This is a genomic window from Kitasatospora sp. NPDC101801 (genome assembly GCF_044766665.1).
GTDB lineage: Bacteria > Actinomycetota > Actinomycetes > Streptomycetales > Streptomycetaceae > Kitasatospora.
Genome location: NZ_JBIWML010000001.1, coordinates 925,856 through 942,390 on the forward strand (window position 1 = coordinate 925,856; position 16,535 = coordinate 942,390).

The following is a 16,535-nucleotide window of genomic DNA, read 5'->3' on the forward strand; positions in this document are numbered from 1 at the left end:
GGCCTCCTGGGGGGCTGGGTCCTGTCCATTAGAACCGCGCCAGTAATTGCTGGCGCGATTGGCAGGGTAGTCCTTGCTGACACCGAGTGGAAGAAGCCCGACCGGATCGGTTCTCCCGGCTCCCCTGCGGCCGGTCGGTCCTATGCTGGGCGCCGTGGAGATCGAGGAGCACCGGGAGTACCGGGCAGAGGAGCTGGCCGAGGCGGCCGGGATCAGCACCCGGACGCTGCGCTTCTACCGCGAGCGCAAGCTGCTCCAGCCGCCCCGCCGGGAGGGCCGGATCGCCTGGTACGGCGAGCGGCACCTGACCCGGCTGCGGATGATCGGCGAGCTGTTGGAGCGCGGCCACACCCTGGGCGGCATCACCGAGTTGATCGGCGCGGGCGAGAACGGCCAGGACGTGGCCGGGCTGATCGGCCTGAAGGCCGCCATCACCGCCCCCTGGTCGGACGAGACCCCGGTGCACCTGAGCTGGGCCGAGCTGGAGCGGGCGTTCGGCGACCAGCTCACCGAGCGCAACACCGCCGAGTCGATCGACCAGGGCTACATCACGGTCGAGGAGGACGGCATCACCCACGTCAGCCGCCGGCTGATGGACGCCACCACCGCCCTGGTGGCCGAGGGCATCCCGCTCGGCGCGGTGCTGGCGGCCAGCCGCAGATCGCAGGAGTACGCCGACGCGGTCGCCGAGGTGTTCACCTCGCTGATCCGCGAGCAGCTGCTCGGCGCACTGGAGCAGGCCGGGGAACTCACCCCCGCCGAGGCCGCCCGGCTGACCGAACAGGTGCAGCGGGTACGGCCGCTGGCCCGGACGGTGGCCGACGCGCAGTTCACGCTGGCGATGGACCGGCGGGTGACCACGGAGTACCGGGCCGTGCTGGAACAGCACCTCTGACCCCTTGCACCCCTCCCGTGCTTCAAGTTAGGCTTACCTAAGTCGAAGCGTGAGGGGTCTCGCCTCGGCGCCGCACACCCACCGCGCCCTCCTGATGACGGTCCATCAGGAGGGCGCGGCGCATTGGGTGGTCCTACAGGTGTCACACCGTGACCGCACCGCCACCCTGGGCGAAGCCACCCTTCCGGGCCGGGCCGGGCACACCGTACGGTCGAGACCCACCCGCGGGACGATCACCTGTCAGGGCCGGCGGACGGGAGGCGGGCGCCCCGAGCCCGGCCCGTACGGGAGAGCCAGCATGGCCGTGTTCACCGCGTTCCGGACCGCCGCCGGACTGACCGGCGGGCGGGTGCTGCTCTGGTCCGCGCTCGGGCGGCTGCCGAACGCGATGGGCCCGATCGGGGTGCTGCTGCTGGTCACCCACAACTCCGGCAGCGTCTGGCGCGGTTCGGCCGCCACCGGACTGCTGGCGATCGGCCAGGCGGTCGGCGGCCCGCTGGTCGGACGGCTCGCCGACCGGCACGGGCAGCGCCGGATCGGCCTGGCCACCGCCGTCGTCAACACGCTGGCCATCCTGACCCTGGTGGGCGCCTCGGAGACCGGGCGCCCGCTGCCCGAACAGCTGGTCGCCGCCGCCCTGATCGGCCTGTCGGTCCCGGCGGTCGGGCCGCTGTCCCGCAGCCGCTGGATCCGACTGGCGGACGGCGACGCCGAGTTGACCACTGCCACGCTCTCGCTGGACGGCACCGTGGACGAGATCTCGTTCACCGCAGGACCGGCCGTGATCGGCCTGCTGGCCACCCTGGTCGACCCGGCGGCCGGCCTGCTGGTGGGCGCCGCCCTGGTCGCGGTCTGCGCCACCCTGTTCGCCCTGCACCCGACCGCCGCACCCGGGAACCCGGCCCAACAACGCGCCGCCGGACGACTGCTGACCACGCCGTACGTGCTGCTGCTGGCCGGGATGGCGCTGCTCGGCGCCTGCTTCGGCTCGGTCCAGGTCGGGGTCACCGCGACCACCGGGGCGCTCGGGCAGCCGGGCGCGGCCGGGCTGATCTACGGGCTGATGGGCGGCACCAGCGCACTGGCCGGACTGGCCACCGTCGCCCTGCCGGCCCGCTGGGACCTGCCGCTGCGGCTGCGGGTCGGCACCGCGCTGCTGCTCGCGGTCTCGCTGCCGCTGCTCGCGGTCGGCAGCGTCGGCGGCCTGGCACTGGCCATCGGCGGCCTCGGGCTGGCGGTCGCACCGCAGATGATCACGATGTTCGGCCTGGTCGAACGGACCGTCCCGGCCGCCCGGTTGGGCGAGGCGATGGCCGCGCTGGTCTCCAGCATCACGCTGGCCCAGGCGGGCGGCACGCTGCTGGCCGGTCTGCTGGCCGAGCGGCACGGCACCACCGCGCCGTTCTGGATCACCTGCGCGGCCGCGCTGGCCGCCTGCGCGCTGGCCGCCGGCACCGCCACCGGACGGCGCTACCGGCGCGTTCCGGCGGGCGCACCGGCGGCCGAGCCGGTCACGGTCGCCTGACCGGCCGTCAGACCTCCAGCCGGCGCACCCGGTCGGCGTCGCAGGTGCGCGGGCAGGTCACGCAGGCGTCCGGCGGCTGGACCGCGTAGTAGAGGCAGCAGCCGAGCCTGGTCCTGGTCAGATGACTGCGGCCCTCGGTGCCGGCCAGCCGGCGGAAGTCGGCGGCGCCCGGGAACGGCGCGGTGTCACCCGGAAGGACGGCTTCGGCCACCCGGACGGCGTACGCCTCCTCGCCCAGCATCCGGCCGAGGTACCAGATCCCGGAGACCAGATCGTCCGTCACCATGCCCCAGAGCGCCCGAGGTCCGCGCTTCACGATGGGCTGAAACGCCGTCAGCACCGGCTCGACGTGCGCCGCCACGGCGGCCCGCAGGCCGGCCTCGTCGGCCGGGGCCGAACCGCTCGGACGGACCAGCAGGTCACCGGTGGCGATCTCGATCCAGACGTCCTCGGGCCGGAGCACCGGCAGCTCACCGGTCAGGTACCAGGGGCCGCTGAACAGCAGCCCGGCCGACCACAGGTAGTGGTGCAGCAGCCGGGAACCCGCCACATGGGCGCGCGGGGCGGTGCCGTGCGCGGCCTCGATCCGGGCCGCCTCGGCGGCCACCAGCGCGTCCAGGCCCGAGCCCAGCTCGCTGAGCCGCAGCCAGCCCTGACCGGGCGTCGGGCCGTGCTGCAGGGCGACGCGGAGCGTGCCGCAGGCACTGATCACCGACCGATAGGTTTCGGCCAACCGCTCGTCCGGCGAGACCAGCACGGCCGTCATCCGGGACACCCACTCTCTCGATCGAATAAGGTGAGGCTCACCTTATAGCGAGCCGGGGAAGTTGCCCACTTGGGGGGCGGGTTGAAAACTTAGGGCAACCTAACCTAAGCTTCCATCTCGTGCTTACCACCGAACAGCCGGAGTCCACAGCCCCGGCGCGGCGGACCACGGCGACGTACAGACAGCCCCTGCTGCTGCTCGCCGGGCTCGCGGCGCTCGCACTGTGCGCGGCGCTCAGCCTGGCCCTGGGATCGCGTCCGATCCCGCTGGGGACCGTTCTTGACGCCCTCTCGGGGCGACTGACCGGCGGGGACGCCGATGTCGTGACGGGCCTTCGGGTGCCGCGCACCATCATCGGGGTGACCGTCGGGGCCGCGCTCGGCGTGGCCGGAGCGGTCGCCCAGGGCGTCACCCGCAACCCGCTGGCCGCGCCGACCACCCTCGGCATCAACGCCGGCGCCAGTCTCGCCGTGGTGGTGGCGATCTTCGCGCTGGGGCTCACCCACCCGCTGCAGTACGTCTGGTTCGCCGTCGTCGGTGCCGCGGCCGCCGCCGTGCTGGCGTACGCGATGGCCCGCCGTTCGGGTGACCTCGACCCGGTCCGGCTCGCCCTCGGCGGCACCGTGCTGACCGCCGTGCTGACCTCCTGGACCTCCGCGGTGATGCTGGCCAGCCACCGCACGCTGGACGAGGCCAGGTTCTGGCTGGCCGGTTCGATCGGCACCCGAAGCCTCGAAGTGCTCACTCCCGTCCTGCCGTTGATCCTGACCGGCCTGCTGCTCGCGCTGCTGGTCTCGCCCGCCCTGAACGCACTGGCGCTCGGCGACGAGGCCGCCCAGGCGCTCGGCGTGCCGGTGGCCAGGATCCGGGTGCTCGGCGGGCTCGCGGTGGTGCTGCTGGCCGCCGGCGCGGTCGCGGTGGCCGGGCCGATCGCCTTCGTCGGGCTGGCCGCGCCGCACCTGGTCCGGCCGCTGCTCGGCCACGACCACCGCTGGCTGATCCCCGGCTGCCTGCTCGGCGGCGCGGTGCTGCTGCTGGCCGCCGACGTGCTCGGCCGGCTGGTGGTCCGGCCGTCCGAGATCGAGGTCGGCATCGTCACCGCCTTCCTCGGCGCCCCGATGCTCGCCCTGCTGGCCCGGAAGGCCGCCCGGTGACCGCCGTCCTGCCGGTCACCGGCCTCCGGACCGGGACCGGGACCGGGACCGGCGCGATCGCCCGGCGGCGGCGCCGTTCGCTGCTGCTCGGCCTCGGCCTGACGCTCGCTCTGCTGCTGCTCACCGGGCTGGCGCTGAGCACGGGTCAGCTCCAACTCCCGCTGCTCGACGCACTGCGCGCCCTGATCGGCCTCGGCGACCCCGGCGACGTCCTGGTGGTGCAGGAGTTCCGGGCGCCCAGGGTGGTCTCGGCGCTGATCGCCGGGGCCGGGCTGGCGGTCGCCGGCACCCTGCTGCAGCGGCTCTTCCGCAATCCGCTGGCCTCCCCCGACGTGGTCGGGGTGACCGGCGGCGCCTCGTTCGGCGCGGTGCTGATGCTGGCGCTCGGCGCGAGCCAGGCGTTCATCCCGCTGGCCGCGCTCGGCGGCGGGGTGCTGGCGGCGCTGCTGCTCGGCGCCTTCGCCTGGCGCTCCCGGATGGCCGTCAACCGGCTGGTGCTGGTCGGCCTGGCCGTCCAGTCCGGGCTGGCCGCGGCGGTCAACCTGATGATCGTCCGGTTCCCGGCCGAACTCGCCTCCTCCGCGCTCCAGTGGACCACCGGCTCGCTCTACGGCCGGAACTGGACCGAGGTCAGGATCGGCGGCGCCGCCATCGTGCTGACCGTGCTCGCGGTCTTCGCGCTGTACCGCCGGGTCGCGGTGCTGGACCTCGGCGACGACTCGGCGGGCGGCCTCGGCCTCGACCCGAACCGGGCCAGGCTCGGCCTGCTGCTGCTCGCCGTGGTGCTGGCCTCGATGGCCGCCGCGCTGTGCGGCCCGGTCGCCTTCGTCGCCCTGGCCGTCCCGCACCTGGTCCGGCTGCTGGCCGGACCGCCGACCCCGGGCACCCTGGCGCTGACCGCGCTCACCGGCGCCCTGCTGCTGCTCGGCTCCGACTACGCCGTACTGAACCTGCTGCCGGTCCACGGCCTTCCGGTGGGCGCCGTCACCGCCACCCTCGGAGCGCCCTGGCTGCTCGTCCTGATGATCCGCCAGGGGCGGCCGCCCCAGAGGAGTGAGTCGTGACCGCCGACCAGCCGACCGCCACCGCCGCACCGACCGGCAATCAGCTCGCCGCCACCGGACTGGACCTGCGCTACGGCGACCGGACCATCGTGGCCGGGCTCGACCTGACCCTGCCGGGCGGCTCGGTGACCGCGATCGTCGGCCCGAACGCCTGCGGCAAGTCCACCCTGCTGCGCGGCCTGACCCGGCTGCTCGCCCCGGCGGCCGGCACCGTCACGCTGGACGGCTCCGACATCCACCGGATGACCGCCCGGTCGCTGGCCAAGCGGCTCGGCCTGCTGCCGCAGCAGCCGGTCACCCCGGAGGCGATCACCGTCGAGTCGCTGGTCCGGCTCGGCCGCTTCCCGCACCAGCGGATGCTCAGCCCCTGGTCGGCCGCCGACCAGGCGGCCGTGGAGGACGCGCTGACCCGCACCGGCACCGCCGAGCTGCGCGACCGCCCGGTGGACCAGCTCTCCGGCGGCCAGCGCCAACGCGCCTGGATAGCACTGGCGCTGGCCCAGGACACCGAGCTGCTGCTGCTGGACGAGCCGACCACCTTCCTCGACCTGCGGCACCAGCTGGAGGTGCTCGACCTGGTCGCGGACCTGCACGACCAGGCCGGGCGCACCGTGGTCATGGTGCTGCACGACCTGGGCCAGGCCGCCCGGTACGCGGACCACCTGGTGGTGCTCGACGGCGGCCGGCTGGCCGCCGCCGGGCCGCCCGCCGAGGTGCTCACCGCGGAGCTGGTGGAGGCCGTCTTCCAGGTCCGCTGTCAGGTGATCCCCGACCCCGAGACCGGCACCCCGCTGGTCGTCCCACGGGCCAGGAGCCGCCGCCCGGCGCGCGTCTGACGCCCCCTCACCCTCCGACTTCCGGCCCCTCCGCCCCGAGCACCGACCGCCGACCCGGCGGACCGTCCCGAGGACCGCACCGCGGCGCCGGTCGCCCCACCCTGCCCGCACCTCCCACAGCAAGGACCCGACCATGTCCCAGCCCACCACCCACCTGCGCAGAATCCCCGCCGTCCTGCTGGCCGCCGCGCTGACCGTCTCGCTGGCCGCCTGCGGCAGCAGCGGCAGCTCCTCGGACGCCAAGCCGGCCGAGGGCTCGAAGGCCGCCGACGCCGCCGTCTTCCCGCGCAGCGTCAAGCACGCGATGGGCACCGCCGAGATCAAGGCCCAGCCCAAGAAGGTCGTGGTGCTGGACAGCGGCGAGCTGGACGACGTCACCCTGCTGGGCATCACACCGGTCGGCGCGGTCGCCCCGCACCTGAAGACCGAGGGCGGCTTCCCGGCCTATCTCAAGGGCAAGGTGGACGGCACCAAGGACGTCGGCCCGAGCGCCGAGCCCAACCTGGAGCTGATCGCCTCGCTCAAGCCCGACCTGATCCTCACCTCCAAGGTCCGGCACGAGAAGGTCTACGACAAGCTCAACGCGATCGCGCCGACCGTGATGTCGGAGACCACGGGCTTCCCGTGGAAGGAGAACCTGGCCCTGCACGCCCAGGCGCTCGGCAAGGAGGCCGAGGCCAAGAAGGCGCTGGCCGACTACGAGGCGAAGGCCGCCAAGCTCGGCAAGGCGGTGGCCGAGAAGAACGCGGGCAAGGCGCCGACCGTCTCGGTGGTCCGCTTCGTGGCCGGTCCGACCCGGCTGTACGCCAAGGCCTCGTTCAGCGGCGTGGTGCTGAAGGACGCCGGACTGGCCCGCCCGACGCCGCAGGACGTCGACAAGGCGATGCTGGAGGTCGGCCCGGAGCTGATCAACCAGGCCGACGCCGACCTGGTGTTCGTCACCGTCGCCACCGACCCGACCAAGACCAAGCAGGCCGAGGTCCAGGCCACCCCGGTCTGGCAGGGCCTGACCGCGGTCAAGAACGCCAAGGTCTTCAACGTGCCGGACGAGACCTGGATGTCCGGTATCGGTGTGCAGGCCGCCGAGCAGATGCTCGGCGACATCGCCAAGGCAGCCGGCGTCGACGCGCCCAAGTAGTCCCCGGGGCCGGGGCGCACGGCGCCCCGGCCCGCTCGACCCTCCTGCATCACACAGAGGACACCTCGCCATGCGGATGTACCTGCTCGCGCTCAACCCCACCGACTCCGTCACCGACGGCTTCCTGCCCGCCGCCGGGCGGCTCGGCCTGTCGGTGACCGTGCTCACCGACTCCCCCGAGGCGCACCGGAAGGCCTACGCCGGAAGGGACTTCGTGCCCGAGGTGGTGGAGTGCGCGGTGCACGACCATCGCGAGGTGATCGGCCTGATCTCGCAACTCCAAGCCCCGGACGCGGTGTTCAGCAACAGCGACCATCTGCAGACCCAGACCGCGCTGGCCGCCGAGTACTTCGGGCTGCCCGGAAAGGACTGGAAGGCCACCCTGCGGGCCAAGAACAAGGCCCAGTTCCGCCGTCACCTGGCCGCCGCCGGGCTGGACGCGGTCTGGTCCGGCGAGTTGGCGCCCGGTCAGGACCCGGCCGAGCTCGACCCGCCGTTCCCCTGTGTGGTCAAGCCCCGCGAGGGCGTGGCCAGCGAGGACGTCGCCCTGGTCGCCGACGCGGCCGAACTCGCCGAGCGGGTGGCGGCGATCCGGGCCCGCCGGGCCGGTACGGCGCTGGTGGTCGAGGAGTTCCTGGCCGGCGAGCTGCACACCCTGGAGACGCTCGGCGACGGCACCGTCCGGCACGTGCTCGGCGGCTTCCGGACCCGGCTCTCACCACCGCCGAACTTCATCGAGGAGGTGCTGGAGTTCGTCCCCGCGCACCCGCAGGGCGTGACCGAGCAGGTGCTCGCCCAGCTGGACGCGGTCGGCGTCGGACTCGGCGCCTGCCACACCGAGTTCGTCCTGCAGGCCGACGGCCGGGCCCGGATCATCGAGATCAACTACCGGGCCATCGGGGACCAGTGCGACCTGATGCTGGCCCAGCTGCTGGAGATCCCGTTCTTCGAGCACGTGCTCCGCGCCCACCTCGGGGTGCCGCTGCCCGCCGACCTCGGTGCCCGGACCGACCGCCGGGCCCGCAACGAGGCGGTCTGCGCCGACCGGGCCGGGGTGCTCAGCGCCGCTCCCGAGGCCTTCGACCAGGACCGGGACGGCGTCCGGCTCAGCTACCGGCCGTTCCGCTCGGTCGGCGAGCGGCACGACCACTACGGCACCAACCGCGACTACCTGGGCGTGATCTGGGCGGTCGGCACCGACCAGGACGCGGTGGACCGCGCGGTCGCCGGGTTCATCGCGGCCAACCGCTGGGAGATCTCCGCATGAGCGTCGACTCCCGCTCCGCCCAGGCCGGGCAGCTGACCCTGCGGGTGCTCGGCGCCCTGCTCCGCGAGGACGTGCTCGGCCTGCGCACCGCGAGCACCGTGGAGGACCGGGCGGACGGCCGCTGGCTGCGGGTCGGGGCGCTCGCGCTGCCGGTCGAGGCCGACGGCTTCCAGAGCGAACTGACCGCCCGGCTCCCGCTGCTGACGGTGGACGACAAGCCGCTCGACGGACTCCCGGAGATCCTGGCCCACCTCACCGAGCTGGCCGATCCGCAGGACCGGGACGGCTACCTCGCCTTCGCCGAGGAGTGCCGGCAGACCCTGGCCACCATGGAGCTGCACGCGGAGATCAGCGACCGGGTGCACGACCTGCTGGCGCTCCGGTACGGCGGGCACCCCGCCGACTGGACCGGCCTGGGCAGCTCGCTCGGCTTCGACACCCTGGCCGCCTTCCTGGACCACCCGGTGTACCCGACCGCGCGCGGCCGGTCCGGTCTGAGCCAGGACGAACTGCGCTCCTACGCACCGGAGTTCCACCCGAGCTTCGAACTGAACTGGCTGGCCGTACCGGCCGGGGCGCCGGCCGTCGACACCATCGGGCCGCGCCCTGACTGGTGGCCGAGCCCGGCACAGCTGGGGCTGGCCGACCTGACGGACAGCCATGTGCTGTTCCCGGTGCACCCGTTGAGCGCGGGTGAGGCACTGCTCGCGGCGCCGGGCGCGGTGCTCGCCGAGGTCACGTACCTGACGGTGGTGCCGACCCTGTCCATGCGCACCGTCGCGCTGGCCGAGCACCCCGAGTGGCACCTCAAGCTGCCGCTGACCACCGCCACCCTGGGGCTGCGCAACCGGCGCACCATCAAGCCGGGCACCCTGGAGGACGGCGCGGCCGGGCAGCGGCTGTTCGAAGCCGTCCTGGCCCGCGAACCGCGACTGGCCGGACGGATCCTGCACGCCGACGAGCAGGGCTACGCGCACACCGGCCACGAGCTGCTGGCGGTCCTGGTCCGACGCTACCCGGCCGGCCTGGAGCGGGCCCTGACCGTGCCGCTGGCCGCGCTGCTCGCCCCGGCACCCGGCGGCCTGGTCGTCGACCTGCTGGCCGACCGGTTCTACGACGGCTCGGTGACCGCCCTCTACCGGGACCTGCTGGCGCTGCTGCTGGACTGGCAGACCACCCTGTTCGGGTACGGCGTCGCCCTGGAGTCGCACCAGCAGAACACCTCGCTGGTGCTCGACCGGGTGGACGGCGCGACCCGGCTGCGGCTGCTCTACAAGGACAACGACGGCCCCCGGGTGAACACCGAGCGGCTCGGCGGACTCGGCTCCTTCGTCGGCGAGTTCGACGACGCCCGGGTCTTCTCGTCGAGCGACCTGGCGCTCACCGACCTGTTCACCACGATCACCGGCCACCTGTGCACCGCCTCGCTCGCCTTCGGGCTGGCCGCCCACGGCCGGGCTCCGCTGGCCGAGCTGCTCGGCCTGCTCCGGGCCGAGCTGGAGCGCTCGATCGGGCGGCTCGGCCCGGCCGGCGACCCGCTGCGGGCCGCCCTGCTGGACGCCGAGCGGCTGCCGGTGAAGGCGATGGTCACCGCAGGGTCGCTGCTCAGCAAGGAGCGCTCCGGCGCCACCGACATCAACAAGCACTACACCAGCGGCCCGAACTACCTTCGCCTGGAGGTCTGATGAGCACCGCAGCAGCCGAGCGCACGGTGACCGCCGCCCCGACTCCGGCCGGGCTGGACCGCCGCCAGGTGCACGCGATCGCCGCCTGCTACTTCGTCGCCTCGTTCGCGGCGCTCGGCCTGCCGCCGTTCCTGACCCGGATCCTGCCCGGACTGGGTGACCAGGACGGCAGTTGGGCCGGGGTGCTGTACATCGTGCCGACCGTGTTCAGCGGCCTCGGTGCCCCGCTCTGGGGCCGGCTGGCCGACCGGTTCGGCCGCAAGCGGCTGCTGCTCCGGGCCCAACTCGGGCTCACCGTCTCGTTCCTGATCGCCGGCTGGGCCGAGAGCCTGCCGGCCTTCACGGTCGCGCTGGTGCTGCAGGGCTTCCTCGGCGGCACCTTCGCCGCCACCAACGGCTATCTGGCCGCCGCGCTGGAGGGACCCCGGCTGTCCAGGGCGCTCACCCTGATGCAGGGCAGCGCCCGGGCCTCGCTGGTGGCCGCGCCGATCCTGGTGGGCGCCCTCTCGCCCTGGATATCCCCGCACCGGCAGTATCTGGTGATGGCCGTCCTCCCGCTGCTCGCCGCCGGGCTGCTCGCCCTGCTGCCCGAACCGTCCCGGCCGGTCCGGCCGACCACGGAGGCCGAGCCCACCGACGTCGTGCCCGGGTCGCTCAAGCTGCTCTACACCGTCGAGTTCGCCTTCGTCTTCGCCACCGTGATCTCCTTCCCGTACCTGGTCGCGCTGGTGGAGCAGAAGCTGCCCGGCGTCTCCGGCACGGTCACCGGCCTGCTCTTCGCGCTGCCGCACCTGTGCTACCTGGCAGCCGCCGGACGGGTGCACACCCGCTTCCTGGAGCGGCCGCGCACCGGCCTGGCGATCGGCTTCGGCTTCGTCGCGCTCGGTCTGGCCGCGCACGGCCCCGCCGCCTCGCTGCTCACCTTCACCCTCGCCCGGCTGCTGCTGGGCATCGGCCTGACCCTCGGTCTGGTCTGCCTCTCGGTGCTCGCCGCCGACGCGTGCCGCGGGCGGGCCCCGGGCCGGATGTTCGGCTCGCTCGAATTCGTCTCCAAGGGCGGCGCGGTCGCCGCCGGGGTGGTCGCCGCGCTGGTCAACAGCGCCTTCGGACCGACCGCCCCCGTGCTGGCGGGCACCGCCGTCGCACTCGCCGCCGCCTCCCTCGTCCTCCTCTCCCGCAGGAGCAACTGATGCCTTCACCGATCGACATCGCCCCGGCCGACGCCGGGCCCAGCACGCTGCCCACGGCGGACCACGCCGTCACCCACACCCTGCTCAACTGCCTGCTCCGCGAGGTCTCAGGACCCGAGCACCAGACCGCGATCGCCGACGGCCGGCTGCACCTGCAGCTGCCCCGCCGGGGCGTCGCGCTGCGGATCACGCTGCGCCGCACCTCGCTCACCGGCGCGCACCGCTTCACCGGCCCGGTCTTCGAGGAGGGCCCGGACGGCTGGCGGGAACTGGGCTGGCGGGAGCTGGCCGAGCACGTCCAGGCCGAGCTGACGCTGCGCACCGGGGTGCGGAACGAGGAGTTCCTCACCCAGCTGACCTCCAGCCACGCCGGGGTGTCCCACGGACTGGACCGCCGGTCCGCCCCGGGGCCGGACCGCTACCTGGAGTCCGAGCAGGCCCTGCTGTTCGGCCACCGCTTCCACCCGGCCCCCAAGTCCCGCTACGCCGAGCGCGGTTCCTGGGACGACTACGCCCCCGAGGCCCGCGCCGCGTTCCGGCTGCGCCACCTCGCGGTGCGCTCCGAGTACGTCGCGCAGGACACCACCGACCCGGACGCGCTGGCCCTGCTGGACTCGCTGGGCGAGGTGCCGGCCGGCTACACCCTGCTGCCCGCCCACCCCTGGCAGTACGAGCTGCTGTGCGACCACCCGGGATTGACCGCCGCGCTGGAGCGCGGCGACGTGCTCGACCTCGGCGAGCGGGGCGTGCCGTTCACCGCCACCGCCTCGGTGCGCACCCTGCACGGTGCCGGCGCCTTCCTGAAGTTCAGCCTGAACGTCCGGATCACCAACTGCCTGCGCAAGAACTCCGCCTACGAGCTGACCGGCGCGGTCTCGATGACCAGGCTGCTGGCCGAGCCCTTCGCCACGCTGGCCGAGCAGTACCCCGACGCGGCCATGCTGCGCGAGCCCGCCTTCCGTACCCTGGCCCTGCCGGGCCCGGACGGCGTGCTGGACAACTCGCTCTTCGAGGGCTTCGGCCTGATCGTCCGGGAGGGGCTGGAGCAGAAGCTCCGGCCCGGCGTCACCGCGCTGCTGGCGGCGGCGGTGGCCGACGAGTACCCGACCAGTTCGGCCCAACTGGCCGAGCTGCTGGGCGACTCGGGCCCGACCGGGGCGCTCGACTGGTGGGGTGCGTACCTGCGGCTGGTGGTGCCGCCGGTGCTGGCCGCCTACTTCGAGCACGGCGTGGTGCTGGAGCCGCACCTGCAGAACGTGGTGCTCGGGGTGGACGACCGGGGCCGCCCGGCCCAGGTGCTGTTCCGCGACCTGGAGGGCACCAAGCTGCTGCCGGAGCGGAACGCCGAGCTGCTGGCCGGCCTGCCCCCGGAGGTGGCCGGGCCGATGTCCTACGACGCCCAGCGCGGCTGGGACCGGGTGGTGTACTGCCTGGTGGTCAACCACCTGTCCGAGCTGGTCTCCGCCCTGGCCGACCAGCACCCGGCCCTGGAGGCCGCGTTCTGGAACGAACTGCGCACCGTGCTGGGCGAGTTCGGCGACGCGCACGGCTGCCCGCCCCGGCTGGCCGCGCTGCTCGCGGGCGTCCCGCTGCCCGCCAAGGCCAACCTGCTCACCCGCTGGGAGCGCAAGGCCGACCGGGAGGCGGGGTACGTCCCGCTGCCCTCGCCGCTCGGCGAGTCCGTGCTGGCCCTGAGCTGGAGCGCCTGATGTCCGTCACCGCCCTGATCGCCTCGCTGACGCCGGAGCAGTTCCCGGTCTACGTCTACGACCTGGCCGCGCTGCGCACGCACGCCGCCGCCGTCCGGGCCGCGCTGCCGGAGCGGGTCGAGCTGTACTACGCGGCCAAGGCCAACCCCGAGCCGGAGATCCTGGCCGCCCTCGGCCCCGCCGTGGACGGCTACGAGGTCTCCTCCGGAGGCGAGTTGGCGCACGTCCGGGCGGCCGTTCCGGACCACCCGCTGGCCTTCGGCGGACCGGGCAAGACCCCGGCCGAGATCGCCGCCGCGCTACGGCTCGGGGTACGGCGCTGGCACGTGGAGAGCGAGCACGAACTGCGCCTGCTGGCCGCGCTCGCCGACGGCCCGGTGGACGTGCTGCTGCGGGCCAACCTGCCGGTGACGGACGGCTCGCTGGACACGGTGCCGCTGGCGATGGGCGGCCGGCCGACCTCGTTCGGGCTGGACCCGGCGCTGGTCTCGCGCTGCGTACAACTGCTGGCGGAGCCCGGTTTCGAGCGGCTGCGGCTGGCGGGCGTGCACGCCCACCTGGCCAGCGGCCTGGCCGCCGAGGCCCAACTCGCGGTCGCCGAGCAGGTGGTGGCGTGGTCGGTGGCGCTGGCCGAACGGCACGGGATCACCCTGGCGGAGGTCAACGTCGGCGGCGGGATGGCCGTGGACTACGCCGACCCGGCGGCCCGCTTCGACTGGACGGCCTTCGGCGCCGGGCTGGCGAAGCTGCTGGACCGGCACCCCGGGCTGACCCTGCGGATCGAGCCGGGCCGGGCGCTCACCTCGTACTGCGGCCACTACGCGACCGAGGTGCTGGACGTGAAGCAGAGCCACGGCGAGGACTTCGCGATCGTCCGGGGCGGCACCCACCACCTGCGCACCCCCGCCACCCGGGGCCACGACCAGCCGTTCGGCGTGCTCCCGGTGGCCGACTGGCCGCACCCCTGGGAACGGCCCGCCGTGACCACCGGGCGGGTGACCGTGGCCGGGCAGCTCTGCACGCCCAAGGACGTGCTGGCGGCGGGCGTCCCGGTCGCGGAGCTGCGGGCCGGCGACCGGGTGGTGTTCGCGATGGCCGGGGCCTACGCCTGGAACATCTCGCACCACGAGTTCCTGATGCACCCTCGGCCGGGCTTCCACTTCCTCGGCTGACCCCGGGCACCGGGCCGGCCCCGACCTGCCGCAGCCCACCCCTGTCGGTGGGGCGCCGCAGGTCGGGGCCGGAGGGACGTGCGAGAGTGGTACCCAGCGAAGGGAGCGCGCACGTGCTGATGGAGAAGGTGGCCGAGATCCTCGCCGAGACGTCGGCAGAGGTGGTCGAGCCGCGCTTCCGGGCACTGGCCGCCGGAGAGGTGATCGAGAAGGCCCCCGGGGAGATCGTCACGATCGCCGACCGGGAGGCCGAGGTGATCATCTCCCGTCGGCTGCGCGAGCTGCTGCCCGTCCCGGTGGTGGGTGAGGAGGCGGTGGCCGCCGACCCGGCGCTGGCCGAGGCGCTCCGCTCCGAACCGGCCGTCTGGCTGGTCGACCCGGTGGACGGGACCTCGAACTTCGTCGCGGGCCGCCCCGACTTCGCCGTGATGGCCTCGCTGGTGCGGGCCGGACAGACCGTCGCCGCCTGGATCTGGCAGCCCGTCACCGGCACCGCGTACGCCGCCGAGCTGGGCTCCGGCGCCTGGCGGGACGGGCACCGGCTGGCCCGGCCGGCCGTCACCGACGCGCCCGAGAAGTGGCGCGGTTCGGTGAAGAGCCGCTACCTCGCCCCGGCCGAGCACCACCGGATGCAGACCGCCGTCCGGGTCTTCGGCAAGACCGGCGACGGCCTGCGCTCGGCGGGCATGGAGTACCCGCAGATCGCCGACGGGGAGAGCGAGTTCATCCTCTACTGGCGCACCCTGCCGTGGGACCACTCCCCCGGCTCGCTGCTGGTCTCCGAGGCGGGCGGGGTCGCCGCCCGCCTCGACGGCACCGGTTACCGGCCGGAGCCGCCCGGTGGTCCGGACGGGCTGCTGGTGGCGGCCGATCCGGCGGTCTGGGAGCGGGTCAGAGCGGTGCTGCTGGGCGGTTGAGGCCGACGTCGGCCCCGCTTCACCAGACCACCGGCAGCCGCTCCGGCAGCCGCTTGATGAAGCCGGGCCGCCAGGCCAGCTGCTCGGCCGGGAAGGCAAGCCGCAGCCCGGGCAGCCGCTCGACCAGCACCTGGAGCGCGATCTCGGCGTGGGTGCGGCCGAGCGCGGAGGCCGGGCAGAAGTGCCGCCCGGCGCCGAAGGCCAGGTGCGGGTTCTCCGCCCGGTCGAAGTCGATCCGCTCCGGGTCGGGGAAGACCGCCGGGTCGTAGTTGGCGCCCTCGATCAGCACCAGCACCAGTTCACCCTGACGGACCAGCACCTCGCCGACCTGGACGTCGGTCAGCGCGATCCGGGGCAGCGCGTCGCCGATCGACAGGTTGAACCGGAGCAGCTCGTCCACCGCCCGGCCGATCAGCTCGGGCTCCTTGCGCAGCCGCTCGGCCAGCTCCGGCCGCTGCGCCAGCGCGATGACGGCGTGCAGCAGGAACGAGGAGGTGGAGACCGCCCCGGCCCCGAACAGCGAGAGCGCGACGGTGGCCAGCAGCTCGTCGTCCTCCAGCTCGGCCCGCTCGGCGCGCAGCCGGACGAACCGGCCGAGCAAGCCCTCGGTCGGGGCCGGGTCGGCGTTCAGCCGGTCCAGCATGTAGCCGAGGTCCTTGTACCAGTTGGGGGTCGAGCCCTCGAACGGCACCGGGCTGGTCTGGAAGGCGACGTCGATGCCGCCCATCAGCCGGCGCCAGTCGTCAGTCGGGATGCCCAGCAGCCGGCAGTGCAGCGCGGCCGAGTACGGCTCGGTGAAACCGTCCCGCAGCTCGGCCGGCTGCCCCTGCCGCTCCAGCTCGTCCAGCAGCCGGTGCGCCTCGGCCTCCAGCCAGCCGGCCAGCTCCTTGTCGGCGCGCGGGGAGAGGGTCTTCATCACGGCGTCCCGCAGCCCGGCGCTGTTGATGTTGCCCATGCTGTTGACCACCTCGGGCGGGATGGTCAGCGCGTACTGGCGTGGCACGCCCGGGTTTGCGGTGTCCTTGAGGCTGAACCGCTCGTCCTCCAGCACCTGCTTGGCCAGCTGGTAGCTGCTCACCAGCCAGGCCGGGTCACCGGTCAGCGTGCGGACCCTGGCGACCGGCTGCTGCTCGCGCAGCAGGGTGGCCTCCTCGGGCAGCACGTCGCCGCGCCGGGACAGGGGGAAGGTGAACTCGCGCTGTGCACTCGTGGTCATC

The 16,535-nt window shown here is 74.0% G+C and carries 14 protein-coding genes; 12 read left to right on the plus strand and 2 right to left on the minus strand.

Features of this window, described 5'->3' with window-relative positions:
* The first annotated feature begins 154 nt into the window (after positions 1–154).
* Complete coding sequence (locus tag ACIRPK_RS04075) at positions 155–895, plus strand: MerR family transcriptional regulator (protein WP_403032576.1); 741 nt, start codon at positions 155–157, stop codon at positions 893–895.
* 298 nt (positions 896–1,193) lie between these two features.
* Positions 1,194–2,420: an MFS transporter gene (locus ACIRPK_RS04080; protein WP_403032579.1), complete on the plus strand. Its 1,227-nt coding sequence runs from the start codon at positions 1,194–1,196 to the stop codon at positions 2,418–2,420.
* Positions 2,421–2,427: 7 nt separating this feature from the next.
* Here the strand turns inward: ACIRPK_RS04080 and ACIRPK_RS04085 are convergent, their stop codons facing one another.
* On the minus strand, positions 2,428–3,186 hold the full coding sequence (locus ACIRPK_RS04085; RefSeq protein WP_403032582.1) for a (2Fe-2S)-binding protein: 759 nt from the start codon (positions 3,184–3,186) through the stop codon (positions 2,428–2,430).
* Positions 3,187–3,374: 188 nt separating this feature from the next.
* On the opposite strand from ACIRPK_RS04085, the gene ACIRPK_RS04090 reads away from it, so the two are divergent.
* The 10 genes from ACIRPK_RS04090 (at position 3,375) to ACIRPK_RS04135 (ending at position 15,318) form a co-directional block, all read left to right on the plus strand.
* Positions 3,375–4,340, plus strand: a complete 966-nt coding sequence (locus ACIRPK_RS04090; protein WP_403032763.1) for a FecCD family ABC transporter permease — start codon at positions 3,375–3,377, stop codon at positions 4,338–4,340.
* Entirely contained in the window at positions 4,337–5,404 is a 1,068-nt protein-coding gene (locus ACIRPK_RS04095) for a FecCD family ABC transporter permease (RefSeq protein ID WP_403032584.1), read from the plus strand. Before ACIRPK_RS04090 ends, ACIRPK_RS04095 begins: the two co-directional genes overlap by 4 nt.
* On the plus strand, positions 5,401–6,240 hold the full coding sequence (locus ACIRPK_RS04100) for an ABC transporter ATP-binding protein (RefSeq protein WP_403032587.1): 840 nt from the start codon (positions 5,401–5,403) through the stop codon (positions 6,238–6,240). Before ACIRPK_RS04095 ends, ACIRPK_RS04100 begins: the two co-directional genes overlap by 4 nt.
* Before the next feature lie 133 nt (positions 6,241–6,373).
* Positions 6,374–7,378 (plus strand): ABC transporter substrate-binding protein, encoded by a 1,005-nt coding sequence (locus ACIRPK_RS04105; protein ID WP_403032590.1) that lies wholly within the window; start codon positions 6,374–6,376, stop codon positions 7,376–7,378.
* A gap of 70 nt (positions 7,379–7,448) precedes the next feature.
* Positions 7,449–8,645, plus strand: coding sequence for an acetyl-CoA carboxylase biotin carboxylase subunit family protein (locus ACIRPK_RS04110; protein WP_403032593.1), 1,197 nt, complete (start codon positions 7,449–7,451; stop codon positions 8,643–8,645).
* On the plus strand, positions 8,642–10,330 hold the full coding sequence (locus ACIRPK_RS04115; RefSeq protein ID WP_403032596.1) for an IucA/IucC family protein: 1,689 nt from the start codon (positions 8,642–8,644) through the stop codon (positions 10,328–10,330). The genes ACIRPK_RS04110 and ACIRPK_RS04115 overlap by 4 nt, the downstream gene beginning before the upstream one ends.
* Positions 10,330–11,520 (plus strand): MFS transporter, encoded by a 1,191-nt coding sequence (locus ACIRPK_RS04120; RefSeq protein ID WP_403032599.1) that lies wholly within the window; start codon positions 10,330–10,332, stop codon positions 11,518–11,520. The genes ACIRPK_RS04115 and ACIRPK_RS04120 overlap by 1 nt, the downstream gene beginning before the upstream one ends.
* Complete coding sequence (locus tag ACIRPK_RS04125; RefSeq protein WP_403032602.1) at positions 11,520–13,229, plus strand: IucA/IucC family protein; 1,710 nt, start codon at positions 11,520–11,522, stop codon at positions 13,227–13,229. The genes ACIRPK_RS04120 and ACIRPK_RS04125 overlap by 1 nt, the downstream gene beginning before the upstream one ends.
* Positions 13,229–14,401: a type III PLP-dependent enzyme gene (locus ACIRPK_RS04130; RefSeq protein WP_403032605.1), complete on the plus strand. Its 1,173-nt coding sequence runs from the start codon at positions 13,229–13,231 to the stop codon at positions 14,399–14,401. The genes ACIRPK_RS04125 and ACIRPK_RS04130 overlap by 1 nt, the downstream gene beginning before the upstream one ends.
* A gap of 119 nt (positions 14,402–14,520) precedes the next feature.
* Complete coding sequence (locus ACIRPK_RS04135) at positions 14,521–15,318, plus strand: inositol monophosphatase family protein (protein ID WP_403032766.1); 798 nt, start codon at positions 14,521–14,523, stop codon at positions 15,316–15,318.
* A 19-nt stretch (positions 15,319–15,337) separates the two neighbouring features.
* On the opposite strand, the gene ACIRPK_RS04140 is transcribed toward ACIRPK_RS04135, so the two are convergent.
* A complete protein-coding gene (locus ACIRPK_RS04140; RefSeq protein ID WP_403032608.1) occupies positions 15,338–16,534 on the minus strand; it encodes a cytochrome P450 in 1,197 nt (398 codons plus the stop codon).
* Position 16,535: the final 1 nt, after the last annotated feature.

Excerpts from the sequence above, each read along its gene's own strand:
- ACIRPK_RS04140 (WP_403032608.1), bottom strand. The coding sequence starts at position 16,534 with ATGACCACGAGTGCACAGCGCGAGTTCACCTTCCCCCTGTCCCGGCGC.
- ACIRPK_RS04125 (WP_403032602.1), top strand. The coding sequence starts at position 11,520 with ATGCCTTCACCGATCGACATCGCCCCGGCCGACGCCGGGCCCAGCACG.
- ACIRPK_RS04080 (WP_403032579.1), top strand. The coding sequence starts at position 1,194 with ATGGCCGTGTTCACCGCGTTCCGGACCGCCGCCGGACTGACCGGCGGG.
- ACIRPK_RS04135 (WP_403032766.1), top strand. The coding sequence starts at position 14,521 with ATGGAGAAGGTGGCCGAGATCCTCGCCGAGACGTCGGCAGAGGTGGTC.
- ACIRPK_RS04120 (WP_403032599.1), top strand. The coding sequence starts at position 10,330 with ATGAGCACCGCAGCAGCCGAGCGCACGGTGACCGCCGCCCCGACTCCG.
- ACIRPK_RS04115 (WP_403032596.1), top strand. The coding sequence starts at position 8,642 with ATGAGCGTCGACTCCCGCTCCGCCCAGGCCGGGCAGCTGACCCTGCGG.
- ACIRPK_RS04110 (WP_403032593.1), top strand. The coding sequence starts at position 7,449 with ATGCGGATGTACCTGCTCGCGCTCAACCCCACCGACTCCGTCACCGAC.
- ACIRPK_RS04130 (WP_403032605.1), top strand. The coding sequence starts at position 13,229 with ATGTCCGTCACCGCCCTGATCGCCTCGCTGACGCCGGAGCAGTTCCCG.
- ACIRPK_RS04105 (WP_403032590.1), top strand. The coding sequence starts at position 6,374 with ATGTCCCAGCCCACCACCCACCTGCGCAGAATCCCCGCCGTCCTGCTG.
- ACIRPK_RS04085 (WP_403032582.1), bottom strand. The coding sequence starts at position 3,186 with ATGACGGCCGTGCTGGTCTCGCCGGACGAGCGGTTGGCCGAAACCTAT.